This is a genomic window from Pallidibacillus pasinlerensis, assembly GCF_009996845.1.
In the GTDB taxonomy this organism is placed as follows: domain Bacteria; phylum Bacillota; class Bacilli; order Bacillales; family Caldibacillaceae; genus Pallidibacillus; species Pallidibacillus pasinlerensis.
This window is the reverse complement of record NZ_JAACYS010000004.1, coordinates 1-26,277: the sequence shown is the minus strand read 5'-3', so window position 1 is coordinate 26,277 and position 26,277 is coordinate 1. Positions and strand designations below refer to the sequence as shown.

The window sequence follows — 26,277 nt, the reverse complement described above, 5'->3', positions numbered from 1 at the left end:
TATGGAAGGTGTTACCATTGACAGAATTGGGAAATCGATTGAAAGAGGCTCGTGAAGCCAAAGGACTATCATTAGATGATTTACAAGAAATTACAAAAATTCAAAAACGCTATCTAGCAGGAATCGAACAAGGAAAATATGAAGCGATTCCAGGTAAGTTTTATGTACGAGCTTTTATTAAACAATATGCTGAAGCTGTTGACTTAGAACCTGAATCACTTTTTGAAGAGTTTCGTCATGAAATACCAACCGTTCATGAAGTATCGACGAGTGAGCAATTTTCAAGAACGCAGTCCCGGGCAAAAGTTGCCAAAGATTCTTCAAAATTTATGGATAAATTACCAAAAATATTAACTGCTCTATTGATTATCGCAATTATCGTGATTGGCTGGTATTTCTTCACAAAATCAATGGATAATAAAAATGTAGCAAATTCACAAGATGAGGTGCAATCCCCATCGGTAAGTTATAATGAGGTAGGTGAACCGATGGAAAGTGAGAATAAAAATACAACAGAAGATGAATCTGATGAGTCAAAATCTGAATCTAAGACAGAAAATGAAAACTCATCAAATGAGGAATTAGAGGAAGAAAATAAAACAGTAACACAACAAATTTCTGTTGTGACGACAGAAGGAACAACAACTACTTACGAATTGTCGAATGCGGACAAGTTTGAGTTAGAAGTAAAAGTTGCCCCTGGTGGAGAGTCCTGGGTTGAAATTTATAATGTAGAAAAAGAAAAACAATTTTTTAAAGAAATTATAACCGAAGCTAATCCACAAACCTATGATCTTACAGAAGAAAAAGGAGCACGTTTACGAATTGGTGCAACAGGGGTTACTGAGATATTCATAAATGGTGAAAAATTAGAGTACGCAATCGATGCTACAGTGCAAAACATTATTATTCAATTTAAAAAAGATGAAGAACAATAGTCATCAAAATAGATGACTATTTTCTTCTGTTTAAATGTAAAATTTTTTGCCATTGGATAACTTTAGTTATAAAATGTATAGTATGGTTTCTATAATATGGAAAACTAAAAAAGCATCTTAGATATTTTGGAGGTTAATAAATGAATTTACCTAATCAAATTAGTTTAGCACGTGTATGTATGATACCGATTTTTGTTATCTTTATGGTTATCGATTTTCCATGGGGAGAAGTCCAATTTGGCGATGTTTTTCTTTCCGTTGAACAATTAATAGCAACTGCAATTTTTATCATTGCATCAACTACAGACTGGATTGACGGATATTATGCGAGAAAATACAATCTCGTTACAAATTTAGGGAAATTTTTAGACCCATTGGCAGATAAATTGTTAGTGTCTAGTGCTTTTATCATATTAGTTGAAATTGGACTAGCACCATCTTGGGTAGTCATACTTATTATAAGCCGAGAATTTGCTGTTACTGGTTTACGACTTATTTTAGCAGGGGGCGGAGAAGTTGTCGCAGCAAATATGCTCGGAAAGATAAAAACATGGACACAAATTATTGCCATCATCACTTTACTATTGGAAAATGTGCCATTTTCTTATATGAATTTTCCATTCGCTGATATTATGTTGTATGTTGCATTATTCTTTACATTATGGTCTGGATTGGATTATTTTGTGAAAAATAAACAAGCATTTTCACAGTCGAAGTAGTCGTTTGCTCATATTTAGGAGGGGAATATATGAAAAATGGCGAAATAATCGCGGTCGGGTCGGAAATTTTACTTGGTCAAATCACAAATACAAATGCTAAATTTATATCTGAACATTTAGCAAAGATAGGTATTAATGTTTATTATCATACTGTAGTAGGTGATAATCCGAATCGTCTATTAAATGCGGTTAAAGTCGCTGAAACTAGGGCAGACTTAATTATTTTTACTGGCGGTTTAGGACCGACAAAGGATGATTTAACGAAAGAAACATTAGCCAACCACTTAGGGGTAAATCTCGAATATGATGAAAAAGCATTACGTTCAATAGAAAACTTCTTTGCAAAAAGAAATCAGCCAATGACTGAAAACAATAAGAAGCAAGCGTTAATTTTCTCTGGTTCACAATGTTTACCAAACGATACTGGAATGGCGCCAGGAATGTTTTTAACAAAAAATAATAGGACTTATATATTACTACCAGGACCACCAAGTGAAATGCAACCGATGTTTACAACATATGCAATTCCGGAAATTTTAAAAGGAATTGAAAATGTTGAGCAGATTGAATCCCGGGTGTTACGTTTTTATGGAATTGGTGAATCAAAACTAGAAGTAGAACTTGAAGATTTAATTGATACACAAACGAACCCAACGATTGCACCGCTAGCTGTTGATGGAGAAGTAACCGTTCGTATAACAGCAAAACATGCGTTAGATGATGAACGAAAACATTTGCTCGATGAAACGGAAGAAAAGATTTTAGTCCGTGTTGGTAAATACTTATATGGCTATAATGAAACTACAATTGTAAATGAAATGGGCAAATTACTTCAGCAGAAAAATCTAACTCTTGCAGTAGCTGAAAGTTTAACGGGCGGTTTATTCCAAGAAGAAGTGACATCCATTGCTGGATGTAGCAAGTGGTTTAAAGGCGGTATTGTTTCATATGCTCCTGAAGTAAAGATTAACAATTTAGGCGTGAAAAAAGAAACGATAGAAAATCATGGTGTTGTAAGTGAAGAATGTGCAAAAGAAATGGCGGAAAATGTCCGTAAATTAATGGATACTGATTTCGGACTAAGTTTTACAGGGGTTGCTGGCCCAGGTAGTCTTGAAGGAAAAGAGCCTGGTACAGTTTATATCGGAGTTTCAGTAAAAAATAAGCCAACGAAAGGCTATTATGTTAATTTATTTGGTAATCGCGAATCTGTTCGTGTACGTTCTGTAAAACATGGTGCATGGTTAGTTTACAATGCATTACGTGAAATCGATTGACAATAGAATCAGGGGCTGTCCAATAAGTCCAACACCTGACATTTTGACGTGGAGTTGGCGGCGAGTCGCAAAAATGTTTCACATTTTTCCTGCGGTGCAGAATCAGTGAAGCATATTCAGAGTCCTGCGGGAACAGCAAAAGCCTTTGTGCCGAAAGCGAAGCGTCAGGCACACGAGCCTATAGACCTGCGCAAACGAGCATGCGCGTTGAGGAGGCTAAGGCCGTGCCACTGGATGCGCGTCCGCCAACGAAACGACGAATTACTTCAAAAGTGTTTGGAAAAGTGACTTTTAAGGATAGCCCCTGATTTCTATTTTCTAATATATTTTTTAAAAAAGTATAAAAATCGTTCTGGAAAGTGGTGTTCTGTACATTTTTTATAAGATTTCAGTGCCATACTATATTTATAACGATTATTAATGTCAACAAGTAGGGGAACATAAATGAAGGAAAAAATTAATGACTTATACAATCAAGCAGTTGAACGGACGAAAGAAAAGATTTTAGAAGATATAAAACGTTATATGGAATTACATGATGAAAAACCGAGTTTTGCTAACTACTTACAAAATCGAAACAAGTTTATTCAACAAATATGGAACAATATTTGGTCAAATAAAGCCCAAAGTGCTTTTTCACTAAAAGAACGAAAGAAATATTTAATTGAAAAGGGGATTGAATTTGACGATGCAAGTAAAAAGTTAGTCAAAAAACTGTTTATTAATACAATAGCAGAAGAACATGTTTTTCAAACAGATCAGTGGTTAGAAGAACATATGACAGAGGAACTTTGGGACCAACTTTATGAAGAAGCTAAACAAAAATTAAATCAAAGAGAAGAACAACAGCAATTTGAACAAAATCGTCAAGCAGTGGAGTTTGAAATTCATAAATTAATTCGTAGAAGAATAGATGAGTTTTTTAATCACTTTTATACTTATGTTCGATATCGGACTGCTGTGCAATTAAGTAAAGATTTAGTTCGAAATACTCGATTCAAATTAGTTGGGAAAAACTGGGATAATGAACGGTTAATTGAAAATGGTTTTATTCAACCAGGTGATTTTAAACAAGTAAATGAATTCTTCGAAGAGTTTACCGGTGGTTACGTTGAAGGATATGAATGGGGAAGGTTGTATTGGGATTTCGAAACGTATGGTGATCGATATTATCATCTCATAAACGAATATACTTATGATCTTTTTACTGATGAATTTGCAGCAGACTTTTCAAATGTTTTTACGGTTTATGAACGTGAAACTGGCAAGCAATTGAAACAAAAAAGATTTTTAAAAATCATTTCCGAACATGTAGAAAAATTAGCCGATGAATTTTCTAAATTAATTGCTTATGAATATGTGCCAGATATATTGGAAACGGCTGAGATTCCTTATGATGTTCTTCCTCATTTAGAGCTATTAACTGAACATCAAAAACGTCAAGAAGAACGCCGCATTCAAGAAGAAATTGAAAGAAAACGGAAACAAGAAGAAGAAAGACGCATGATGGCCGATGTTTTCGGACAATTAACTCATTCGCGAGGAGACAAATCCACCCATTATGTTCTCCATATAGGTGAAACAAATACAGGGAAAACGTTTCGAGCTTTGGAGCGGTTAAAAGAAGCTGCTTCAGGCTGTTATTTAGCTCCACTTCGATTACTAGCATTAGAGGTATATGAAAAGTTAAATGCAGACGGCGTTCCATGTAATTTAAAAACCGGTGAGGAAGAAAAAGAAACAGAAGGTGCCAAGCATGTTTCAAGTACAGTTGAAATGTTTTATGAAAAAGATGATTACGACTGTATTGTTATCGATGAAGCACAAATGATCGCCGATAAAGAAAGAGGATTTGCCTGGTATCGTGCTATTACCGGAGCTAATGCAAAAGAAGTCCATATTATTGGAAGCAAAAATAGTAAGGAAATGCTTCTGCAACTATTGGAAGGTTCAAAAATTACTGTTCATGAATATAAACGTGACATTCCGTTAAAAGTTGAACAGAAAAAGTTTTCCATTGAACATGTGAAAAAAGGTGATGCGTTAATTTGCTTTTCACGTAAACGAGTTTTAGAAACAGCGAGTTTCTTACAGAGACGAAAAAAGAAAGTAAGTATGATTTACGGAAGTATGCCTCCTGAGACGAGAAAGCGTCAAATTGAGCGTTTTATTAACGGCGAAACTCATGTTGTCGTTTCGACGGATGCGATTGGTATGGGATTAAATTTACCGATTAAACGAATTGTATTTTTAGAAAATGAAAAATTTGATGGAGTAAGGAAGCGTCGTTTAACATCTCAAGAAGTAAAACAAATTGCTGGACGTGCTGGCCGGAAAGGGATTTATAACGTTGGAAAAGTTGCTTTCGTTAATGATTATAAAAAAATGGAAGAACTATTGTTAAAAGAAGACGTTTCACTTAAAACATTTACGATTGCACCGACGAATGCAATGCTGGAACGATTCCAAAAGTATCGTCATGATCTCAGTGAGTTTTTTGAACTATGGAAGAAATTTAATAATCCAAAAGGTACAGTGAAGGCAACTCTTGCACAAGAACAGGAATTATATGAGTTAGTTAAAGGTACTGACATAGAAGCAAGGTTTTCTATCGTAGATTTGTACGGATTTTTACATTTACCATTTTCTTCAGGCGAAAAGGCGTTGACAGAACTTTGGTTGGAAACAATGGAAGCAATTGTAAACAATGAAGATTTACCAGAACCACCGGTGAAAAGAGGTAGCCTTGAAGAGGTGGAATTAACATATAAAGCGATTGGTTTACATCTATTGTTTTTATATAAATTGGGGAGAAAAACAGAGGCAACATACTGGGAACGGCTACGTCAAGAAATTAGTGACGAAGCGAATGACTTTTTAAAGAAAGCAATCGATACGTATAAAAAACAGTGTAAACGTTGTGGTAAAAAACTACCTTATGACCATCCTTATGCAATTTGTGACCGCTGTTACAGCCGCAGATTTTATAGTTGATAAAACTTGTTATAATGGATATAAAAAAGTGGATGGAGTGTTTCTCTTGCCTAAAGTTTTAGTAGATGCTGACGGGTGTCCAGTCGTTGATTTAACGATTCAAATTGCATCGAAGTTTAGTTTACCAGTTATTTTGATATGTGATACTTCTCACCGCATTGACCGCGATGGTGTTGAAACGATTTTAGTTGATAAAGGGGCTGATGCGGTGGATTTTGTCCTTGTAAATCGCGTTGAGAAGGGCGATATTGTAGTAACGCAAGATTATGGTTTAGCCGCAATGGCACTTGCAAAACAAGGGTATGTTATTAATCAGAACGGTTGGCTTTATACAGAGGAAAACATCGAGCGCCTTTTACATATGCGACATGTTTCACAAAAAGCTAGACGAGCCGGTAATCGACTAAAGGGACCTAAAAAACGGTCAGTAGAAGAAGACCAAAAATTTGTTGAAAACTTCACTAAATTATGTAAAAAAATAACTGAGTAAGATAATGTTATTATGTAAACCAAAAAAAGAAAATTATAGGTGCTGAGAAAAATTAGCACCCATAATTTTTTATTTCCCTATAAACATTTGTGTCCAGTGATATCCGGATTCTTCAAACCCAACACCAATATGAGTAAAGTTCGCATTTAATATATTTGCCCTGTGACCTTCACTATTCATCCACGCTTTTACAACTTCTTCAGGTGTTTTTTGTCCTTGCGCGATATTTTCCCCAGCTGATTTGTAATCAATACCAAAGTCCCTAATCATATCAAATGGTGATCCATACGTTGGACTAGTATGGGAGAAATAATTATTTTGTTCCATATCCTGTGATTTTTTTAATGCTACATTACTTAAAGCAGGATCTGCTGTTAATGGCTTAAGTCCATTACTTTTACGCTGTTGGTTCGTTAAATCAATCACTTTTTGGACAAATTCACTAATACCAGCTGCAGGCTTTTGTGCTTGCTCTTTATTTTGAGTTTCAGGTTGAGCTTGTTCTGGTTGTGTTGGTTGTTTTTGGTCTACCGGTGGTTGTTGTTTCTGCCCTGTTTTTTGTTGAAATTTATCGGCATATTTTTGGATTTTATTAATGATTTGATCTTTTTGTTCTCCATCAACTTTTACGAAATCATATTTTGCTTCTTGAATCACAATTGCTTTCGTATGTGGATAATTTTTACTATTCTGAGTTGTGTATAAAGCTGAAATATTGTCATCGTCATTTCGTTTATGGTGATATTTATTAAAATTGTCACGAACATCTTCACCGTTTAATCCATTACGATTATTTACAAATCTGTATGGATTTTCATTTACAGTTGTAGGATTCGTTGTATTTGTAATATCATTATTATCTTTTGTTGCGTTGTTATTCCCATTACAAGCGGTTAAAAGAAAAGCTGTTGTTAAAATGATAAACAACTTTCTTATATGTTTATTCAACTATATCCTCTCCTATCAAAATTTATATGGGAACATTTATATCTTTCAACGTTTAGAAAAAAATATAGTTGGAAAATATTTTTCAAATGGCAGGGGATGTTTATTTTAAATAAAAAAAAACGCCATATTTAGGCGTTTTAATAAATTAAGTAATTACTGATTTCATTAATACTATCAATTCAAATGGATGGATGTTCATAAATTCGCCATTAAATTCTCGATTGTCTTTATAAAAATCCATTTGATTTGATATCATAATGTGCCATCGGCTTGATGATGGGAGGTGAAGTTTATGTGTTTCTGAAGTTGGATTTATATAAATGACAAAATCTTCGTCATCACCAAGAATGGTATAACCAAAAATTGGTGCAGGTGTATTCAAAATATGAAGACACCATAATATTTCTTCTTTCGTTTGTAAGCGGAAATGTTTGTATTTTTTTCGTAAATCGATTAATGATTTTACATATTCGATATTATCATTTTCTTCTTCACGTTTTTTCCAATTTAATTCATTTATTTCATCGCTAGCATTGTAGCTATTTTCAACTCCGGATTTTGTTCGAAACCATTCTTGACCAGCATGAATAAATGGCACTCCTTGAGCAAGTAAGGTGATACCAGTCGCAATTTGATGCATTCTTTTTCGAACGTCCTCAGACTCATATTCATTTGTAATTGCGAGACGATCCCAAAGGGTATGGTTATCATGACATTCTACGTAATTTATTGTTTGTGTCGGCTCCGAGACTACTGTATGACCATATTTTAGTATAGACGATCCCGATAAAAGAGCAGGGATTCGTTCGAAAAAATGGCCATAGCCGTTTACATAGCCGCGCTCACCAGTGTGGAATAAATTTCCTTTTAATGTGTCTCTAAAATAATCATTAAAAAATCGAATTCCTTTTAATGGTTCTGAATTAAAACTAGTTGCCTTTTTATGAGCAGGTAAAGCAGTAGGCATATCCCAACCTTCACCTAATATCATAATTGGTGTATCTTCTTGTTCACATCTGTTTTTTACTTCTTTCATTGTTTCGATATCAAGGACCCCCATTAAATCAAAACGAAATCCATCTACTTTATATTCATTAAGCCAAAAATTGACTGTATCCAAGATAAACTTTCTTGCCATAATTCTTTCAGATGCAAAATCATTACCGCAACCAGTACTATTGGCAAGGATACCGTTGTCATGGTAACGAAAATAATAACCTGGTACTAATTTTTCAAAATTTGTCTCTTCAATTGTTTCATTAATAAAAACATGATTAAATACGACATCTATAATGACACCAATTCCAGACTTATGGAAAGAATGAATCATTTTTTTACATTCATTAATTCTTTTAATCGGATCTTTCACACATGTAGCATAACTTCCTTCTGGTACTTGATATAAAAGGGGATCATAACCCCAGTTATAATCTTTTTTCTGGTTTTCTTCATCAACTCTTGCAAAATCATTAATTGGTAACAGTTCAATATGAGTTATTCCTAATTGTGAAAAATAGTCTAGCCCTGTTGAAAAACCATTTTTTGTCGTTGTATTTTTTTCTGTTAAACCGAGAAACTTTCCCTTATTAACTACACCACTATTATTATTTATTGTTGCATCTCTTACCGATAGTTCATAAATTATCGCATTTTGTAAATTCCCTTTAAAAGGACGACTTTCAATTTTTTGAAATGTACGTGAAAGATCAACAATGACTCCTCTTTTTGTATTCGCTAAACTTGATTTCGCATAAGGATCAATCACTCGGTTAACCTTTCCATTTACATTTACCTCATATTCATATGAAAACCCATGCCAATCACCTGGAATAGTAATTGTCCAAATCCCTTTTTCTTTTTTATTCATTGGAAAACTTTTTTCATTTATTATAACTTTTACAGAAGTAGAAGTAGGGGCCCAAACAGTAAAAGTTGTTTCGTCTTTACTACAAGTAGCTCCCAATTGCACATCATTATTTGTATAATGTTCTTCAAACCAAGGAGTTCTTACAATTGCACCGGCATAAATTGGAATTTTCGCGTTCATCCAAGTTAAATACAATTCTTCACCTAACGGAAGCGCTTCATCATAATAAAGTTGAACGATTTTATCACTCATCATTTTTTTTACCTTTACGGGAATCTTTTTTTCTTTACAAAAAATTACAGGCAAATTATCTTCAATAGTCAAATGTGTCAAGTCACCTAACAATACACTCATCATATGAACATCGTCGATCCAAGCAACAGGTTGTTTCATTAATTACACCTCGTTTATATACGTTTTCACGGTTTATTATCTTAAAATAAATTTATCACACTATTTGCAATTCGTTTACATTTATTTTATATAATAAAAATAGATTGGTAATAAAATAAAAAAAGTTTTGACAAAATTCGATTTATAACATAAATTTGTCGAATACTAAATGTTGAAATAACTGGGAAAACATATATAATTTACAGTAATCATAATAATTTTACATGAATGTTTTCTGTGTGGAAGGTGGGATTATTTGTACTATAATATTTCAGAAACAGACATCTATTTATTCCATCAAGGTACAAATTATTATAGTTATAAAATATTAGGTTGCCATTTCATAAATTGGAATGGTCAATCTGGATTTCGATTTTCAACTTGGGCACCACATGCAAAAAATATTTCTGTTGTCGGTGATTTTAACGATTGGAATGCAGAAAGTCACCCATTACAAAGAATAACGAATGAAGGACTCTGGGTCGGCTTTTTCACCGATATACCTATAGGCTCAAATTATAAGTATGCAATTGTAACACCCGATGATGAATTGATTTTAAAAGCAGATCCCTACGCATTTCGTTCCGAACTACGACCAAGAACAGCCTCAATTACTTCGAAAGCATCTAACTTTCAGTGGACGGATGTCAAATGGAAAAAAAAGAAAAAGAAGTATAATCCATACACTTCCCCGATATCCATCTATGAAGTTCACCTCGGAACATGGAAGAAGAAAGATGGAGAATTTCTTACATATTGCGAACTTGCACATGAACTTATACCATATGTTAAAAAGTTAGGATTTACACATATTGAGTTACTACCATTATTAGAACATCCCTTTGATTTGTCTTGGGGTTATCAAATTACCGGTTATTATGCGGTAACCTCACGTTATGGAACACCAGATGATTTTAAATACTTCGTAAATGAATGTCATAAGCATAATATTGGTGTCATAATGGATTGGGTGCCTGGTCATTTTTGTAAAGATGCACATGGATTAAGAAAGTTTGATGGTCAGCCTTTATACGAATATCAAGATCCAAAAAAAGCTGAAAAACATGGATGGGGGACACTTGCTTTTGATTTTGGAAGACCTGAAGTACAAAGTTTTTTAATTTCAAATGCGATTTATTGGATGGAGGAATTTCATATTGATGGTTTACGTGTCGATGCTGTCGCCAGTATGATGTTTTTAAACTTTGACCGTCCTGATTGGGAAGAAAAAATCTACAACTCTTTTGGCGGTGAAGAAAATTTAGAAGCATTAGCTTTCATTCGTAAATTAAATGAAGTTGTTTTCGAACGGGACCCTAGTTTTTTAATGATGGCTGAAGATAGTTCCGATTACCCGTTAGTAACATCACCAACTTATTTAGGTGGATTAGGGTTTAATTATAAATGGAATATGGGTTGGATGAACGATATGTTGAGATATATGAAAATAGATCCAATCCATCGAAAATGGCATCATCAGTTAATTACGTTTTCATTCATGTATGCTTGGTCTGAAAATTTCTTGCTACCATTGTCACATGACGAAGTTGTACATGGTAAAAAGTCACTACTGGATAAAATGCCTGGTGACCAATGGCAGCAATTTGCAAATCTCCGTTTGTTGTATGGATATATGTATACTCACCCAGGGAAGAAATTATTATTCATGGGAGGAGAATTCGGTCAATACGCAGAATGGAAAGATAAAGAACAGCTAGACTGGCATTTATTTGACTATCCACTACACAATCAAATGTTTCAATATTTCATATCATTGAACCATTTTTACAAAAAACATTCAGAACTTTTTGAATTAGACCACAATCCGAAGGGGTTTGAATGGATTGACCCGCATAATATTGATCAAAGTATTATCGCATTCATTCGTCGAAATAAAAATAATGAAGAATTAATTGTTATTTGTAACTTTACACCAGTTGTATATTACGATTACAAAATTGGTGTTCCAAAGGAAGGCACTTATATTGAAATTTTTAATTCGGATGAAAAGCAATATGGTGGATCTGGTCAGACCAGTGATAGTAAACATTTTACCTTTCCAAAAAAATGGCATGGGTTTAGCCAACACATTAAAGTAAAAATTCCACCATTAGCAATTACAATATATAAAAAAATTAAGGAAGTAGAAAAAGAGGAGGAGATCTCTTGAAAGAATGTATCGGGATGTTGTTAGCTGGTGGGGAAGGGAAAAGGTTAGGATTGTTAACACATCATTTGGCAAAACCTGCAGTACCTTTTGGTGGAAAATATCGGATTATTGATTTCACGTTAAGTAACTGTACAAATTCTAGTATATTTACGGTTGGTGTATTAACCCAATACTCGCCGCTCGAACTGACGAAACATATTGGTAATGGACAACCGTGGGAAATGAACCGTAGTGATGGTGGGGTAACTGTTTTATCACCATATACTGCAAAACATGGTGGAGATTGGTATTCGGGTACAGCTGATGCCATTTATCAAAACATCCATTTCATTGAACAATATAACCCGAAATATGTTCTTGTCATGTCCGGAGATCATATTTATCAAATGGATTACCGAAAGCTATTAAATCAACATAAAGAAACGAAAGCTGATGCAACAATTTCAGTTATTGAAGTACCTTGGGATGAAGCATCACGCTTTGGGATTTTAAATACAAATGATGACTTAAGTATTTACGAGTTTGAAGAAAAGCCTGAAAATCCGAAAAACAATTTAGCTTCAATGGGAATTTATGTATTTACATGGGAAGTGTTAAAGAATTATTTAATTAAAGATGCTAAACAGAGATCATCTAGCCATGATTTTGGAAAAGATATAATTCCAGCAATGTTGAACGATGATTTAAAATTATATGCATATAAATTTGAAGGATATTGGAAAGATGTCGGAACAATACAGAGTTATTGGGAAGCGAATATGGACTTATTACAAGAAAATAGTGAACTTGATTTTGATAACAAAAATTGGCGAATTTATACGAATAATTCGAATTTTCCTCCTCAATTCATTTGTGATCGTGCAGTAGTAAAAAATTCAATTATTAATGACGGATGTAAAATTTTGGGCGGTGTAATTGAGCAATCTGTTTTATTCCATAATGTTGAAGTTGATAATGATGCGATAATTACCCAATCAATAGTCCACTCCGGAGTAAAAGTAGGTAAAAATTGTGTTTTAGATAGAGTAATTGTTATGGAAAATACAACAATCCCAGACGGAACTCATCTAGTAGCAACCCGTGATGAAGACCCAATTGTTGTAAACCGAGAGATTCTAGAACAAAAATCTATTGTAATTGGTGGTGAAAATCGATGAAGCGATTGATGGGACTTATTAACTTAGATCATGAACACCAATTTTTTAATGAATTAACGTATTTCCGCAACGGAGCGTCGATTCCCTTCGGTGGGAGATATCGTTTAATCGACTTCACTTTATCGAATATTGTTAATACAGGAATAGAAGAAGTAGCCATATTTGTTAGGAGCAAATACCGCTCCTTACTTGACCATTTAGGTACGGGTGAAATTTGGGATTTGGATCGCAGAAACGGTGGTTTATTTATTTTACCACCGGATTGGCATGACCCTTCCGATAAATCGAGAGGAGATCTACAATTCTTCCACAATAATCGAGATTATTTTCACCGCAGTAATGCTGAATATGTGTTAATTAGTGGGAGTCAATTTATTACGAATACGGATTATAAAGAAGCATTTAAGTTTCATGTAGACCGTGGGGCTGATGTGACCTTAATTTCAACACAAGTTGAAGAACTTTTACCTGAACATGAACCATATTTCCGAGTTGAAGCGGATGATCTTGGTTGGGTCCGTAATATAACGAATGATAAACATAATCCGTTAGTTTTTACAGGGGTTTATATAATTAATAAGGAATTGCTAATGGAACTCGTAGATGATTGCATTGCCTACCATAAAGATAACTTCTTTGTAAATGGTATTGCAGAAAGAGTTAACGGATTAAAAATACAAAACTATCGTTATCGGGGTTATAGTGCTTTTATTAATTCAGTTGAAAGTTTTTATCGACAAAATATGAATTTACTTTCTTTAGAAGACTATGAAAAATTATTCTATCAGAAATACTTTGTGCGAACGAAATTATCAAATAATCCATCTGTTCAATATAAAAAGAATGCCCGAGTAAATCGTTCCATTCTTGCTAACGGATGTGTCATCGATGGGGATATTGAAAATAGCGTATTATTTAGGGGTGTTGAAGTGCATACAGGCGCTACCGTGAAAAACTCGATTATAATGCAAAGATGTACGATTGAAGAGGATGTTTATTTAGAAAATGTCATCCTTGATAAAGATGTTCATATAACGCGAGGACAAAAATTAATTGGTTCACCCGATAAACCGTTTGTCGTTGCGAAAAGACAAGTGATTTAGTATTCATACTTAAATCTGGTTTGTCAAAACATTATGTAGTAGGGAGGAGAGAGAAATGGAAAAAGTTCTATTTGTCGCATCAGAATGTGCACCATTTATTAAAACTGGAGGGTTGGCGGATGTTGTTGGCTCTCTTCCTCATAGTTTAAAAGAAAATGAAAATATGGATGTTCGTGTCATTTTGCCTTTTTATGATGAAATGAGTGAAGAATGGAAAAGTAAAGTTGAATATGTAGCAACAATTAATGTGAAGTTAGGCTGGCGGAATCAAGAAACAACGATCTATTCTTTAAAGCATAATGGAATTATCTATTATTTTGTTGCGAACGACTATTATTTTACGAGAAAAGGAATTTACGGTTATTATGACGATGGGGAACGATTTGTTTTCTTCTCACATGCTGTAATAGAAGCCCTTAATGCCCTTGATTTTAAACCTGATATTTTACACGGACATGATTGGCAAGCAGGAATTGCTGTTGCATTAGCTAAAATAATCCAACCAATTCCGAACTTAAAGATGGTCTTAACGATTCACAATATTAAATATCAAGGTACGATGCCACTTGATACGTTTCATGACTTTTTCTTATTATCACGGGAACATATTAGCGGCATGGAGTGGAATGGTATGTTAAATTGCCTAAAAGCTGGGATTTTCCATGCTGATAAAGTTACAACGGTTAGTCCATCTTACGCGGAAGAAATTAAATATCCTTATTATAGTGAAGGTTTGCATCCCATTTTAGAACATCGTGCACAAGATATACATGGAATCATAAATGGAATTGATACGAAAGAATATAATCCTTTGACCGATCCATATATCCCAATTAACTACCGATCTGCTCGTAGTAAAAAGCAAGATAATAAAATCCTTTTACAAGAGGAATTAAAATTACCAGTCGATCGAGAAAAGCCACTTTATATTTTAATTTCTCGTTTAGTTGAGCAAAAAGGGATACATTTAATTATGCATATTTTTGATGAATTTATCCAAAATGATGTTCAGTTTATCGTTTTAGGAACCGGGAACGAACAATTTGAAAATTACTTTAAACATGTTGAACATGTTTATCCTGAAAAAGTTAGAGCCTTAATTACTTTTGATGAAGAATTCGCACGAAAAATGTATGCTGCAGCAGACTTTTTTGTCATGCCTTCAAAATTTGAACCGTGCGGATTATCCCAATTAATTGCATTACAATATAAAACTGTCCCGATTGTTCGTGAAACAGGTGGATTAAAAGATACAATTCAGCCGTACAATGAGATTACAGGGGAAGGAAATGGCTTCAGTTTTACAAACTACAATGCTCACGATTTCTTAAATGTGTTACGTTACTCTCTTGAAATATATCACCGACCTGAACATTTTCAACAATTATTGAAAAATGTAAATAAAAGTCAATTTAGTTGGAAAAATTCTGCTAAGGAGTATGCAAAGTTATATGAAACACTTTTACCGTCAACTATCACAATATAAGGAGGTGCTTCCTTGACTACACATACGTCCTATTCGGCTGAATGGATTAAAAACCGTATGACCGAAACGGTTTTTAAGCAATTTGGCAAAACAATTAAACATGCAACAAATAAAGAGTTGTATTTTGCATTAGCAGGAATCGTAAGTAATGAAATTAGACAAAAATGGCAAGAAACGAACAAAAGGTATAAAGAAGAAAGTAATAAACAGTTATATTATTTGTCTATGGAGTTTTTAATAGGGCGGTTATTACGAAATAATTTGTTAAATTGTGGTTTATTACAAGTTACTGAAGAAGCGATGGAAGAACTAGGTTTTATACTTGATGAAATTTTAGAGGAAGAAGAGGATGCTGGACTTGGAAATGGTGGATTAGGGAGATTGGCTGCATGTTTTCTCGACTCCTTAGCCTCATTAAATTATCCTGGTCATGGTTTTGGAATTCGTTATCGATACGGTTTATTTGAACAACGAATTATTCATGGTAACCAAGTCGAACTTCCCGATAATTGGCTAACGGAACCATATCCATGGGAAACGCGGAGAGAAGATGAAGCGATTATTGTTCAATTCCACGGTAATGTGCAAATGTTTAAACGAAATGATGGCACACTGGAATTTAAATATGAAAACACAGACAAAGTATTAGCTGTTCCATATGATGTTCCGATTGTCGGGTATCAAAATAATACTGTAAATACGTTACGGCTTTGGAGTGCAGAACCAATTTACTATGACCAAGTGGATAGTTTAGATGATATGTTTTTTAGAGATCTTAATCATCAACATTCAATCGAACAAATTTCCGGTTTTCTTTATCCAGATGATTCGAGTTTAGAAGGGAAAGAGTTACGCTTAAAACAACAATATTTTCTAACATCCGCAACAATCCAAAGTATTATTAAACAGTTCAAAAAGAACTATAGACTCCCATTAACAAGACTGCATGAGAAAGTTGTCATTCAAATTAATGATACCCATCCAACCCTCGCCATTCCAGAATTAATGCGAATATTAATGGATGAAGAGCGGTTTGGCTGGGAGGAAGCTTGGGAGATAACTACAAAAGTGTTTGCCTACACAAACCATACGATAATGGAAGAAGCATTAGAAACATGGCCAATTGATTTGTTTAAAAATCTTTTACCACGCATATATATGATTGTTCATGAAATTAATGAACGTTTTTGTAAAAGGCTTTGGTTCGATTATCCCGAGATGCGTGAAAAAATACCGAGTATGGCCGTTATCGCTTACGATAAAATACATATGGCACGACTTGCGATTGTTGGAAGCTTCTCAGTAAATGGAGTTGCCAAGTTGCATACAAACATTTTAAAAAATAAAGTGATGAATGACTTTTATAAAATTGAGCCTCATAAATTTAACAATAAAACAAATGGAATAACACACAGGCGTTGGCTATTACAAATTAATCCGAAACTTTCTAATTTAATATCCGAATTAATTGGCAATCAATGGATTCAAAGACCGAAACAATTAATTCATTTATTGAAACATTCTAAGGATGAAGCAATCCTTGAGAAGTTTCATTTAGTAAAGCAGGAAAACAAACTAGCATTAGCTCGTTATATTTATGATCAAACGGGCATAAAAGTTGATGAAAAATCAATTTTCGATGTTCATATTAAACGACTTCATGAATATAAACGTCAATTGTTAAATGTGTTCCATATCATTTATTTGTATCATGAATTGAAGGACAATCCGAATTTAAACATAACACCACGAACATTTATTTTTGGTGCCAAAGCAGCCCCAGGATATCATATTGCAAAAGAAATTATTAAACTAATTAACACCGTTGCTACAAAAGTAAATAATGATCCAGAGATAAAGGATAAACTGAAAATTATCTTTTTAGAAAATTACAATGTAAGTTTAGCTGAAAAAATTATTCCTGCAGCAGATATAAGTGAACAGATATCAACTGCAAGTAAAGAAGCATCAGGCACAGGAAATATGAAAATGATGATGAATGGTGCCTTAACGTTAGGTACGTTGGACGGAGCTAATGTAGAAATTTGTGAACTTGTTGGTAAAGAAAATATGTTCATATTTGGATTAACGGCTGAAGAAGTGTTGAGATATTATGAACATGGTGGATATGATGCACGAGATATTTATAATACCGATGATCGCATCAGAAGAGTTATGGATATGTTAAATTATGGTGAATTCGGTAAGCAAGTCATTGAATTTAAAGATATATATTACCATATACTTTTCCATAATGACCCTTATTTTGTATTGAAAGATTTTGAACCATATTTAGAAGCCCATGAACTGATTGACCAAACATATCGAGACAAAATGGTTTGGACCCATAAAAGTGTTATAAATATTGCCCATTCTGGAAAATTCTCAAGCGATCAAACGATTCAAGAATATGTTAACGATATTTGGAAAATAAAAAGGTTACAGTAAGGAAAAAAGGTCTAACAAACAATCCCAATCAATTTTATGATTGGATTGTAAGTTAGACCATTTTTTGTTTAAGAAATACCATAAACATGAACTCATATTAAAGTTGTTTCATGGAAAAATAAAGTTAAAGTTGAAAGGGAAAACAGTATTTTGCATTTTAGGAAGGTGAAGATATGAATTTATTCGAGACGAATGAGCACTATTAGCCAGGGGACATCGTATATGTCGTCTACCGGAATCCACATACACAAAATGTAGCTAATATTCAAGAAGCTGCTGTAGTTCGCCATCCTGAACAACCAGATAAAATATCATGTTTAAAAGTTGTCCTTCTTTTTCCTACTAAGTCATATATTTAGTCTTAGAGGGGGAGAGGACAAACATGTTTCAATTTTTGGATAAAGCCATTATCGGCATGTCATTATTAAGATTTTTTTCAGGGACAATTGAAATTTTAGTGGCCATCATTATTTTAAAGTTAAATAATATTGAAAAAGCATTAGTCGTAAATAGTATGTTGGCCTTTGTTGGCCCGTTAATTTTAATATTAACGACATCAATTGGATTAATTGGATTAGCTGACAAAATTTCAATATCAAAAATATTTTGGATTTTTATCGGGATTTGTTTCATTCTATATGGAGTAAATAGCAAGTAATTTGAGGCTATTCCCATTGTTGGGAGTTAAGCCTCAAAAATTATTTTTTTCTTATACGTACTGCGGATTTAAAAACTGTATTATAGTCATTTTCATTTCTTCCTTCAACATATACAATTCCATTTTGCCGATTTGAAATATCTTTATAGAGGGTGATTGTATTACCTGACAATGCTTCATTAATAAAATTCATTTCAATAGATTGAACTTCGTATTTTTCATGTTCATCGATTGTAAAACAGTCCATGATAAAATCAACATATTTTGAATTATTTAAATGTCCATTAAAATCAATATCACTATAACCAATAATTTTTTTATAAGCTTCTTCTAACTGACCAAAATCTTTCAGTTTGCCAAGCCTCGTTTCAATTGCACGTTCCCTTGATAATTCAGGATAACGAAGACCAATCATATCTGCCCGTTTTAACCGTCTTTCTTTAATATCCATAATAACCCATACAGAAACAGCACGAATAATCACGTTACCATTTTTATCTTTTACAAGAAAATCCCGTTGAAATTCTACACGTTTCGGTTGAATTGGCCATGTTTCAATCGTAACTTCCTCATCCCAGTCGGGTAAACGATCAATATCTACACGTATTTTTAAAAGTACCCACGCTACTCCAAATTCCTTCGCAAGTCTTTCGATTCCAAAACCTAATTCGTCCGCAGCAAAACTCGCGACATCTTGAAAATAACTAAATAGATTGCTTAGTTTCATCTTTCTAGAAAAATCAACATCCCGTAAGTCAACATGAATATTTGACTTATAAATCAAATCTTTAACTTGTTCCATCATTTGACTTCCTTTCCGAATCATTCAGGAATACATTTTAACATTATAGTAACAAAAATATATTCGCATTGCTATTTTGTATCTGAAGCTTCTCAGCTACAAAATACGATAGAGTTATAATTTGATAGATTAAAGTAAATTAAAAAACGCCTATAATAAGGCGTTTAATGATTTTTTGAAGAGTCTTGATTAACTTGACTCTCTGCTAAATCTCTATTTTCACCATATCCTGGTGCATTACTTGCATGGGTTTCATGATATTCGTTTCCAGAACCAAGAGTTTGTTTGTTCACTTTTTTATTATGTCCATGTTTTTCATGTGCCATTGACTTCACCTCCTAGTAATATTGTTATGTTAACTCATTTTTTAATAAATATTCTATTTACCTAGTTATGTAATTATAATCATCCATTTTTAATGTACAGACACAGACACGAATTTCCTCTAAATGAATAAGTATATTTAATATAATTTTAAAACGAGGCATTTTGGACGAAGTTCGCTGCATACGTTTTAAGAAAAGAAGGAGGTTATAATTTGAAAAAACACTTCCTAATAATCTTCGTTATATTGCTCCTTGGATTAACAGCTTGTTCAACTGGTTTTAAAGATATTACGGTAATAGATGAAAAAGATGAACAATTTTATACTAAAGAAGACCGACAAAACAATACGGATAGAAATAATGATGGAGACAAAAAGGGAGATAAAGATGATAATGATGACATAGTGGAAAATGACACAATGGAGGATGACTTAATCACATATTTATTAGTAGATTTAGGATATGCAATGATTTTAGAGGATGAAGCGATTACAGCATATGAGGAAGTTACAGGAATAAATTATACAGATGACGAAACTACACTTGAAGCATTAAAGAATGAAGTAATTCCTATTTATACTGAGTTTATCGATGAATTATATTCGATTGAAGTTTCGAATCCAAGATTAAATGATTTACATGCTTTATATATAAGTGGTGCAGAAAAACAGTTAGAAGCATTTCATCTGTTTGTAGATGGAATTGAAAATCAAAACCCAGCCAAAATTGTTGAAGGAAACGAATTATTAGATGAGGGAAGAGAATTAATTGATCAATATGTTGAATCAATTGAAAGTATATCCCTTGAGTATGAGATCCCAATTTATTAATTTTAAAAATGTAATTAATTCTCTCCTTTATATTCTGTATAGCCGAACGTACTAGCACGGTCATATCCGTTCAAATAAATATCTAAATCGTGAAAATATCGATGTAATTTTCTCATCGTTTGACGACTTTCTTTTGAAATTAATGATTCTGCCAAATCTTTTATAGTTGCCAAATCATTCGCAAGTTTTTCGTTGTTTATTTGTGCACCATCGATTTGTTCGATGATTTCTTTGGCAACTCTAACTTGTTCGTCATAATCTGTTGAATGAATTCGGTTCCATCCGAGTGTATCATTATAAAATTTATGATATTTTGCAATAAATGAATGACCATCTGAACCATTTGCCATTGTTATAATTGACTGGTCAGCTGGTGTATGTACAACTTCATCAAAATTTTCACTATTCATTGTAGTTGATTCTACTTGATTCTCGGAATTTGTGCTTGTTTGTTCAGCAGGTTTTTCTCCCCAAGATAAAAGAAAATAAGAACTACTAATAATTCCAACTACAAAAATAACAATACCAAAACCCCAACCGAGTACTTTTTTCCAATTCATTAAATGTAATGCCTCCTCTCCCATAAGTAATCTTATAAAAATAAATTTTTCCCCGCAACTTATTTAATCCGAAAGATGGTGTTAGATTACCATCATTATATTGCGAATAAAGAGGGATTAGATTTAGAAGATTATCTAATGCGAATTTTTCAATCGTGGTCAAAACGAAATCTGCGACCTATTGTTCATTTATCTTCACCTAAATCCAAAAAAGAGATTAGATCCCATGCCGATTTTGTCGATATAGATTTCGTACTTCCAGTTTTAAAACTGGCTAAACAATTCAATCAAGATTTCGACTGTATTATTGAAGCTAAACAAAAAAATTTAGCTATGTTTCGTTTAATAGAAGAACTTACCGCGATTCGTGGAATTCGTCGAATTAATTCATCTACAATTCAATGGTAAAAAGTAAAAAATGTGAAGAAAAATTGAATAGGGTTTGACAAATTTGTTAACATTTGGTTATAATAGTTTTGTAATCGTTTACACAAACGAGCAAATGGGGATTTTTTTGGGGAGAGTTTAATAGATTTAGAGAAATAAAAAAGACGGGATTTTTGAGTATGTATCTAATATATGGATACATACTCTTTTTTTATAAAAATGTGCATGAATTGAGTCTTAAACTTTAATTCTGGTTAAACTATATAAGAAAGAATTTATTTTTTTATGGAGAGTGGAAGGATGTCAAAAAAACAATCTGAAAATTTATCCGATAAAACAATAGATAAAAATGAAGCTATACTTCAAAAAGAAATAGAGCAACTTAATCAAATGTTGGCAAGCGTCTTAACTTATATAACGGATGAAGATGTAGAAGTCATTGATTTTGACTATTTATTAGACCATACAGAAGGTTTACGTGAGTGGTGGGATAAATATCAAGAAAAAAATCGAAAAAACATTGAAGATGAAATAAAAAAGTCATTGAAAAATTTATCATTAAACGAACTTCAAGAACTTAGAAATAACATAAAAGAAAAACTATAATAATGTTATGTAAACTAATAAGTGGGAAGAAAAAACACTCCCCACCATCTTGAAAAGTAATTTTTAACCAAAATCTTTCGTTTGAACCCGGTTTTTAAAAGCTTCTTGTGTCACAATAAGTTCTTCATCTCCGATTGCTTCCCTAGATTTATCATCTGTCATATGATCTTTAGGGAGGGGACCAGGGTGTCCTTTCTTTTTATGTTTAAAAGCTTTACCTCTTGCCATAATAAGCTCCTTTCTTTTTATCTTTCGTTCCTTATTATTTCTTTAATACTTTCTATTATTACTAACATCCGTTGGTAAGATAAGGTATTATTTTTAATAGAATTCATAATTCATTTTCAATTAGAAGTTCGTAAAAAGTATAGTAGAATAGAATCATATTGTTTTTTTGGAGGACGTATTTGTGGAGAAAGTGATCGAGCAAAAGTTTAAAGAAATAAAAGATGTATTTTCCTACGCACCAATATCTGAAAAAGGTAGTCCGTTAACATCGGTAGACCTTGTCCAAAATGATAAACATGATTCCTATTATTTTCGTTCACTTGAGCAGAAAAATATAAAGTTAAATAAAAATCAAATTGCTGCTGTGCGTTTAACGGAAGGACCGCTTCTTATTGTTGCTGGTGCTGGTACAGGCAAAACAACGGTTCTAGTTTCACGAATCGGTTATATGTTAACAGTGAAACAAATCCCAGCTGCAAATATTTTACTTGTAACATATACGAAAAAAGCGGCAACGGAAATGAAAGAACGAATTAGTACAATACCCGGTATTACACCTAATATGAATCGACAACTTTATACTGGTACCTTTCATTCGGTGTTTTTAAGAATTTTACGTGAACAAGGTGATCAGCGTAAGGTTTTAAGTAATGAAAAATTTAAACTAGTCATTATTAAGAAGATTTTACAAGATATGAATTTAAAAGATGATTATCAACCTGAAACAATTCTTTCGATGATTTCGAATTGGAAAAATCAAATATTAAGACCGAGTGATATTAAAGCAAAAACACCGATTGATGAAGAATTAAAAGAAATTTATAAACGGTATGAAGCTTGGAAAGAAAATAATCAATATATTGACTTTGATGATTTTATGTTGGAAACATACTTTTTATTAAAGTATGAGCCTGAAATATTAAAGTATTATCAAAATAAGTTTCAATATATTTTAGTTGATGAATTCCAAGATACATCTTACATTCAATATGAACTGATGAAATTACTTGCAGCGCCTCAAAATAATTTATGTGTCGTCGGGGACGATGCCCAGACGATTTATGGTTTTCGTGGTGCAGAAAGTGACTTTATTTTAAACTTTCATAAAGAGTTTGCGAATACAAATCAAGTCATATTAGATATTAATTACCGATCCACGAGTAAAATCGTTGGCTTAGGAAATGAAATTTTCAGAAAAAGTAAGAAAAAAATCGAAAAACATTTAAAGTCAATGAAAGAAGGAATGAATTTTCCAAAATTTATTCGACCGAAAAATATTGGTGAAGAAGCAGAAATCATCGCCGACAAAATCGAGTCCCTTGTAAATAGCGGTGAAAAATCGTATAAAGATTTTGCGATTCTTTATCGGACCAATGCTACGAGTCGAGCGATTTATGATGAGTTCGTATTACGGAAAATTCCCTTCGTCACATATGGAAATGATAGTCTTTTTTATAACAATAGTTTCGTAAAGCCAATTGTTGATATATTGCGGCTATCACAAAATCCAAATGTAGATGAAGCAATTTTATCAGTTGCTTCAGTCTTTTATTTGAAAAAAGATGAAGTTGAACGAAGTCTAAAACATATTGAGACAATGGAGTATATTGATGGAAAGCAGAGTACAAACAAATTAAAAGATGTCGTTAAAATGATGGAAAAGCGATTAAGATCGTTTCAAGTTACAGCATTGCAAGAAAAACTATTAGAATTAAAGTCTTTAAAAAAGATGACACCAGAAAAAGCAATTCGTCAAATTCGTAAAGGAAATGTCTTTGCTTATGAAAAATATTTGGAAATGAATAAGCGTAAAAGTTTAACCTTTCATAAGGAAATGGTCATGGAATTATTAAATGAATTGGAAAACTCTGCTAAAAAACATAAAACAATAAACGAGTATCTTCAATTTATTAATCAAATAAATTTGACACATCAAAAAATGGGAGAAATGCGAACAGCGGAAGATGCAAATGTTGTAAAATTAATGACAATCCATCAAAGTAAAGGCTTGGAGTTTGATACAGTCTTTTTAATTAGTTTTGTTGAAAATGTTTTACCACATAAGGCTGCACTTTTTGCTGACACGCAAGAAGATCGAATTACCCGAAGGAAAAAAGAAGGAAATTTAAGTAAAACAGATGAAGCGATTGAAGAAGAAAGGCGGTTGGCATATGTCGCTATTACTCGGGCAAAAAATCAATTATATATGTCAGCTCCGTTAAATTATCATGCTGAGAAGGCAAAAATATCAAGATTTCTTTTAGAAGCAATAGAGCGATAACTCTATTGCTTTTTTAATATCAAATGTATACTATTTTTTGAATTAATTAAACTTTAATCACTTTTTCGTAATAATAATTAAGTTCTGTACACAACATACATACTTTTTGCTAAAATAAAGTACTTGTTGATGGCAATTAAGAATTGTAGTGTTTGGCAATTAAGCATATACATGAATTATTGCATATTTACCGCTTTACATGGAGTGGCGGGCATGATAGGCTGATATGCCTTGCAAAGTCCTGTGGCTTGCCCCCTTTGCCAGAAAGCATGCCCGCAGAGGCTCCATGTCAAGCGACAAGAGGTATGAAATTTTATACAGATAATTGTATATACTTATTTGCCATTTAATACATTTTTTAATTGCCAAAAACAGTACTAAAGGATAAACTTTTAACAAAAGCTAGAAGTGAGGTTAACTATGGTTAAAGCAATTTTCTTTGATTTAGACGACACATTATTGTGGGACAAAAAAAGTGTAGCAACAGCATTTCAAACAACTTGTGAAGTAGCAGAAGAACGTTACGGAGTAGATCCAAAAAAGTTAGAAGAAGCAGTACGGGAGGAAGCACGAAAACTATATTCATCCTATGAAACTTATTCCTTTACACAATTAATTGGGATTAATCCATTCGAAGGTTTATGGGGAGAATTTAAAGATGATACAAAGGAGTTTCGTCAACTAAGTGAAATTGTACCCGAATACCGAAGAAGGACATGGACCGAAGGATTAAAAAAACTTGGCATCGATGATGAAGATTTTGGTTACGAATTAGGTGAACGTTTTCCGGAAGAACGTAAAAAAGCACCGTTTGTTTATGAAGATACATTTTCTGTTTTAAATCAAGTTAAAGAGGAATACCGTTTATTATTATTAACAAATGGTTCACCGGATTTACAAAATACGAAATTAAAAATCACACCTGAACTTGTACCGTATTTTGAACATATTGTTATATCTGGAGATTATGGGAAAGGCAAACCTGACCCTGGTATATTTGAATATGCCCTGCAAAAAATGAACTTGACAAGTGAAGATGTTATTATGGTTGGCGATAATTTAAATACTGATATTAAAGGTGCAAATCGCACAGGAATTAAGTCTGTCTGGATTAACCATCATGAAATGACGGCAACCGAAGTAAAACCGACATTTGAAATTAGCCGTTTGAGGGAACTGATTGGAATTATTGAAAAATTATAAGAAAGTACTTATGAAATAAAATGAAAAGGGATTTGTATGATTTCTCAATTTAGAGGGATATTATTGGTGACAACTTTTATCTTAGGAGGATTATATCACCTATGGCTAAACGGAAAGCTGAACGAAATGCAGCCATCAAACATACAAAAACCCCGAAGAAAAATATTCAAGAAACCGATTTTACAGCTGAATTTGCCCAAGAAGAAAACCCAATGAAGGGATTTAATCGAAATTCCAAAAAGGGAAGAGCAGGTAAACATAATGAAAGACCAATCGAATAAGAAAACGAGTGAAAAAATTAGTCGAGTTGAGTTTGGTGTAGAATTCGGAAATATTAATGCAAATAAATTTATGGATTTACCCCAAGGATCTTCAAAACAAAAAGGGAAAAGACAAAAGAAAAAAT

General features: G+C 33.0%; 24 protein-coding genes. 18 read left to right on the top strand and 6 right to left on the bottom strand.

Annotated features, from left to right (window positions below; all coding sequences use genetic code 11):
* Positions 1–17 precede the first annotated feature (17 nt).
* The 5 genes from GW534_RS01570 to GW534_RS01550 all read left to right on the top strand — a co-directional run bounded on the left by GW534_RS01570 (position 18) and on the right by GW534_RS01550 (position 6,418).
* Positions 18–938 (top strand): helix-turn-helix domain-containing protein, encoded by a 921-nt coding sequence (locus GW534_RS01570; protein ID WP_161919298.1) that lies wholly within the window; start codon positions 18–20, stop codon positions 936–938.
* A 140-nt stretch (positions 939–1,078) separates the two neighbouring features.
* The gene (gene pgsA, locus GW534_RS01565) at positions 1,079–1,657 is read left to right on the top strand and encodes a CDP-diacylglycerol--glycerol-3-phosphate 3-phosphatidyltransferase (protein ID WP_161919297.1); all 579 of its coding nucleotides are present in this window, start codon (positions 1,079–1,081) and stop codon (positions 1,655–1,657) included.
* Positions 1,658–1,686: 29 nt separating this feature from the next.
* A complete protein-coding gene (locus tag GW534_RS01560) occupies positions 1,687–2,934 on the top strand; it encodes a competence/damage-inducible protein A (RefSeq protein ID WP_161919296.1) in 1,248 nt (415 codons plus the stop codon).
* Positions 2,935–3,378: 444 nt separating this feature from the next.
* Positions 3,379–5,928, top strand: a complete 2,550-nt coding sequence (locus tag GW534_RS01555; protein ID WP_161919295.1) for a helicase-related protein — start codon at positions 3,379–3,381, stop codon at positions 5,926–5,928.
* A gap of 46 nt (positions 5,929–5,974) precedes the next feature.
* Positions 5,975–6,418 (top strand): YaiI/YqxD family protein, encoded by a 444-nt coding sequence (locus GW534_RS01550; protein WP_161919294.1) that lies wholly within the window; start codon positions 5,975–5,977, stop codon positions 6,416–6,418.
* Positions 6,419–6,487: 69 nt separating this feature from the next.
* Here GW534_RS01550 and GW534_RS01545 read toward each other — a convergent pair whose 3' ends face one another.
* Both GW534_RS01545 and pulA read right to left on the bottom strand, forming a co-directional pair.
* The gene (locus GW534_RS01545) at positions 6,488–7,366 is read right to left on the bottom strand and encodes a CAP domain-containing protein (protein ID WP_246203842.1); all 879 of its coding nucleotides are present in this window, start codon (positions 7,364–7,366) and stop codon (positions 6,488–6,490) included.
* A gap of 145 nt (positions 7,367–7,511) precedes the next feature.
* Complete coding sequence (gene pulA, locus GW534_RS01540; protein WP_161919293.1) at positions 7,512–9,626, bottom strand: type I pullulanase; 2,115 nt, start codon at positions 9,624–9,626, stop codon at positions 7,512–7,514.
* A gap of 256 nt (positions 9,627–9,882) precedes the next feature.
* On the opposite strand from pulA, the gene glgB reads away from it, so the two are divergent.
* From glgB to GW534_RS01505, 7 genes are all read left to right on the top strand, one after another.
* Positions 9,883–11,796 (top strand): 1,4-alpha-glucan branching protein GlgB, encoded by a 1,914-nt coding sequence (glgB, locus tag GW534_RS01535; protein WP_161919292.1) that lies wholly within the window; start codon positions 9,883–9,885, stop codon positions 11,794–11,796.
* Positions 11,793–12,953 (top strand): glucose-1-phosphate adenylyltransferase, encoded by a 1,161-nt coding sequence (locus tag GW534_RS01530; protein ID WP_281351944.1) that lies wholly within the window; start codon positions 11,793–11,795, stop codon positions 12,951–12,953. Before glgB ends, GW534_RS01530 begins: the two co-directional genes overlap by 4 nt.
* The gene (gene glgD, locus GW534_RS01525) at positions 12,950–14,056 is read left to right on the top strand and encodes a glucose-1-phosphate adenylyltransferase subunit GlgD (RefSeq protein WP_161919291.1); all 1,107 of its coding nucleotides are present in this window, start codon (positions 12,950–12,952) and stop codon (positions 14,054–14,056) included. The genes GW534_RS01530 and glgD overlap by 4 nt, the downstream gene beginning before the upstream one ends.
* Before the next feature lie 55 nt (positions 14,057–14,111).
* Entirely contained in the window at positions 14,112–15,542 is a 1,431-nt protein-coding gene (glgA, locus tag GW534_RS01520) for a glycogen synthase GlgA (protein ID WP_161919290.1), read from the top strand.
* A gap of 12 nt (positions 15,543–15,554) precedes the next feature.
* The gene (locus tag GW534_RS01515) at positions 15,555–17,990 is read left to right on the top strand and encodes a glycogen/starch/alpha-glucan phosphorylase (RefSeq protein ID WP_161919289.1); all 2,436 of its coding nucleotides are present in this window, start codon (positions 15,555–15,557) and stop codon (positions 17,988–17,990) included.
* A 215-nt stretch (positions 17,991–18,205) separates the two neighbouring features.
* On the top strand, positions 18,206–18,349 hold the full coding sequence (locus tag GW534_RS16300) for a transcriptional regulator SplA domain-containing protein (RefSeq protein ID WP_161919351.1): 144 nt from the start codon (positions 18,206–18,208) through the stop codon (positions 18,347–18,349).
* 23 nt (positions 18,350–18,372) lie between these two features.
* Positions 18,373–18,648: a YqhV family protein gene (locus tag GW534_RS01505; protein WP_161919288.1), complete on the top strand. Its 276-nt coding sequence runs from the start codon at positions 18,373–18,375 to the stop codon at positions 18,646–18,648.
* Positions 18,649–18,688: 40 nt separating this feature from the next.
* Here GW534_RS01505 and GW534_RS01500 read toward each other — a convergent pair whose 3' ends face one another.
* Positions 18,689–19,450: an acyl-[acyl-carrier-protein] thioesterase gene (locus GW534_RS01500; RefSeq protein ID WP_161919287.1), complete on the bottom strand. Its 762-nt coding sequence runs from the start codon at positions 19,448–19,450 to the stop codon at positions 18,689–18,691.
* 164 nt (positions 19,451–19,614) lie between these two features.
* Positions 19,615–19,776 (bottom strand): hypothetical protein, encoded by a 162-nt coding sequence (locus GW534_RS01495; RefSeq protein WP_161919286.1) that lies wholly within the window; start codon positions 19,774–19,776, stop codon positions 19,615–19,617.
* A 212-nt stretch (positions 19,777–19,988) separates the two neighbouring features.
* On the opposite strand from GW534_RS01495, the gene GW534_RS01490 reads away from it, so the two are divergent.
* Positions 19,989–20,606, top strand: a complete 618-nt coding sequence (locus GW534_RS01490) for a hypothetical protein (protein WP_161919285.1) — start codon at positions 19,989–19,991, stop codon at positions 20,604–20,606.
* A 14-nt stretch (positions 20,607–20,620) separates the two neighbouring features.
* Here GW534_RS01490 and GW534_RS01485 read toward each other — a convergent pair whose 3' ends face one another.
* Positions 20,621–21,166: a hypothetical protein gene (locus GW534_RS01485; protein ID WP_161919284.1), complete on the bottom strand. Its 546-nt coding sequence runs from the start codon at positions 21,164–21,166 to the stop codon at positions 20,621–20,623.
* Between the two features lie 75 nt (positions 21,167–21,241).
* Between GW534_RS01485 and GW534_RS01480 the strand changes: the two genes are divergently transcribed.
* Complete coding sequence (locus GW534_RS01480) at positions 21,242–21,574, top strand: apurinic/apyrimidinic endonuclease family protein (protein WP_161919283.1); 333 nt, start codon at positions 21,242–21,244, stop codon at positions 21,572–21,574.
* A gap of 279 nt (positions 21,575–21,853) precedes the next feature.
* Entirely contained in the window at positions 21,854–22,159 is a 306-nt protein-coding gene (locus GW534_RS01475; RefSeq protein WP_161919282.1) for a hypothetical protein, read from the top strand.
* A gap of 63 nt (positions 22,160–22,222) precedes the next feature.
* On the opposite strand, the gene GW534_RS16085 is transcribed toward GW534_RS01475, so the two are convergent.
* Positions 22,223–22,387, bottom strand: coding sequence for a hypothetical protein (locus tag GW534_RS16085; protein ID WP_202630790.1), 165 nt, complete (start codon positions 22,385–22,387; stop codon positions 22,223–22,225).
* Positions 22,388–22,568: 181 nt separating this feature from the next.
* On the opposite strand from GW534_RS16085, the gene GW534_RS01470 reads away from it, so the two are divergent.
* The 3 genes from GW534_RS01470 to GW534_RS01460 all read left to right on the top strand — a co-directional run bounded on the left by GW534_RS01470 (position 22,569) and on the right by GW534_RS01460 (position 26,152).
* Complete coding sequence (locus GW534_RS01470; protein WP_161919281.1) at positions 22,569–24,668, top strand: ATP-dependent helicase; 2,100 nt, start codon at positions 22,569–22,571, stop codon at positions 24,666–24,668.
* Between the two features lie 420 nt (positions 24,669–25,088).
* Positions 25,089–25,871 carry an HAD family hydrolase gene (locus GW534_RS01465; RefSeq protein ID WP_161919280.1) on the top strand — a complete coding sequence of 261 codons (783 nt, stop codon included), beginning with the start codon at positions 25,089–25,091 and terminating at the stop codon, positions 25,869–25,871.
* 101 nt (positions 25,872–25,972) lie between these two features.
* A complete protein-coding gene (locus tag GW534_RS01460; protein WP_161919279.1) occupies positions 25,973–26,152 on the top strand; it encodes a hypothetical protein in 180 nt (59 codons plus the stop codon).
* Positions 26,153–26,277: the final 125 nt, after the last annotated feature.

Excerpts from the sequence above, each read along its gene's own strand:
- pgsA (WP_161919297.1), top strand. The coding sequence starts at position 1,079 with ATGAATTTACCTAATCAAATTAGTTTAGCACGTGTATGTATGATACCG.
- GW534_RS01560 (WP_161919296.1), top strand. The coding sequence starts at position 1,687 with ATGAAAAATGGCGAAATAATCGCGGTCGGGTCGGAAATTTTACTTGGT.
- GW534_RS01555 (WP_161919295.1), top strand. The coding sequence starts at position 3,379 with ATGAAGGAAAAAATTAATGACTTATACAATCAAGCAGTTGAACGGACG.
- pulA (WP_161919293.1), bottom strand. The coding sequence starts at position 9,626 with ATGAAACAACCTGTTGCTTGGATCGACGATGTTCATATGATGAGTGTA.
- glgD (WP_161919291.1), top strand. The coding sequence starts at position 12,950 with ATGAAGCGATTGATGGGACTTATTAACTTAGATCATGAACACCAATTT.
- glgA (WP_161919290.1), top strand. The coding sequence starts at position 14,112 with ATGGAAAAAGTTCTATTTGTCGCATCAGAATGTGCACCATTTATTAAA.
- GW534_RS01505 (WP_161919288.1), top strand. The coding sequence starts at position 18,373 with ATGTTTCAATTTTTGGATAAAGCCATTATCGGCATGTCATTATTAAGA.
- GW534_RS01500 (WP_161919287.1), bottom strand. The coding sequence starts at position 19,450 with ATGGAACAAGTTAAAGATTTGATTTATAAGTCAAATATTCATGTTGAC.
- GW534_RS01495 (WP_161919286.1), bottom strand. The coding sequence starts at position 19,776 with ATGGCACATGAAAAACATGGACATAATAAAAAAGTGAACAAACAAACT.
- GW534_RS01485 (WP_161919284.1), bottom strand. The coding sequence starts at position 21,166 with ATGAATTGGAAAAAAGTACTCGGTTGGGGTTTTGGTATTGTTATTTTT.
- GW534_RS01480 (WP_161919283.1), top strand. The coding sequence starts at position 21,242 with ATGGTGTTAGATTACCATCATTATATTGCGAATAAAGAGGGATTAGAT.
- GW534_RS01475 (WP_161919282.1), top strand. The coding sequence starts at position 21,854 with ATGTCAAAAAAACAATCTGAAAATTTATCCGATAAAACAATAGATAAA.
- GW534_RS16085 (WP_202630790.1), bottom strand. The coding sequence starts at position 22,387 with ATGGCAAGAGGTAAAGCTTTTAAACATAAAAAGAAAGGACACCCTGGT.
- GW534_RS01465 (WP_161919280.1), top strand. The coding sequence starts at position 25,089 with ATGGTTAAAGCAATTTTCTTTGATTTAGACGACACATTATTGTGGGAC.
- GW534_RS01460 (WP_161919279.1), top strand. The coding sequence starts at position 25,973 with ATGGCTAAACGGAAAGCTGAACGAAATGCAGCCATCAAACATACAAAA.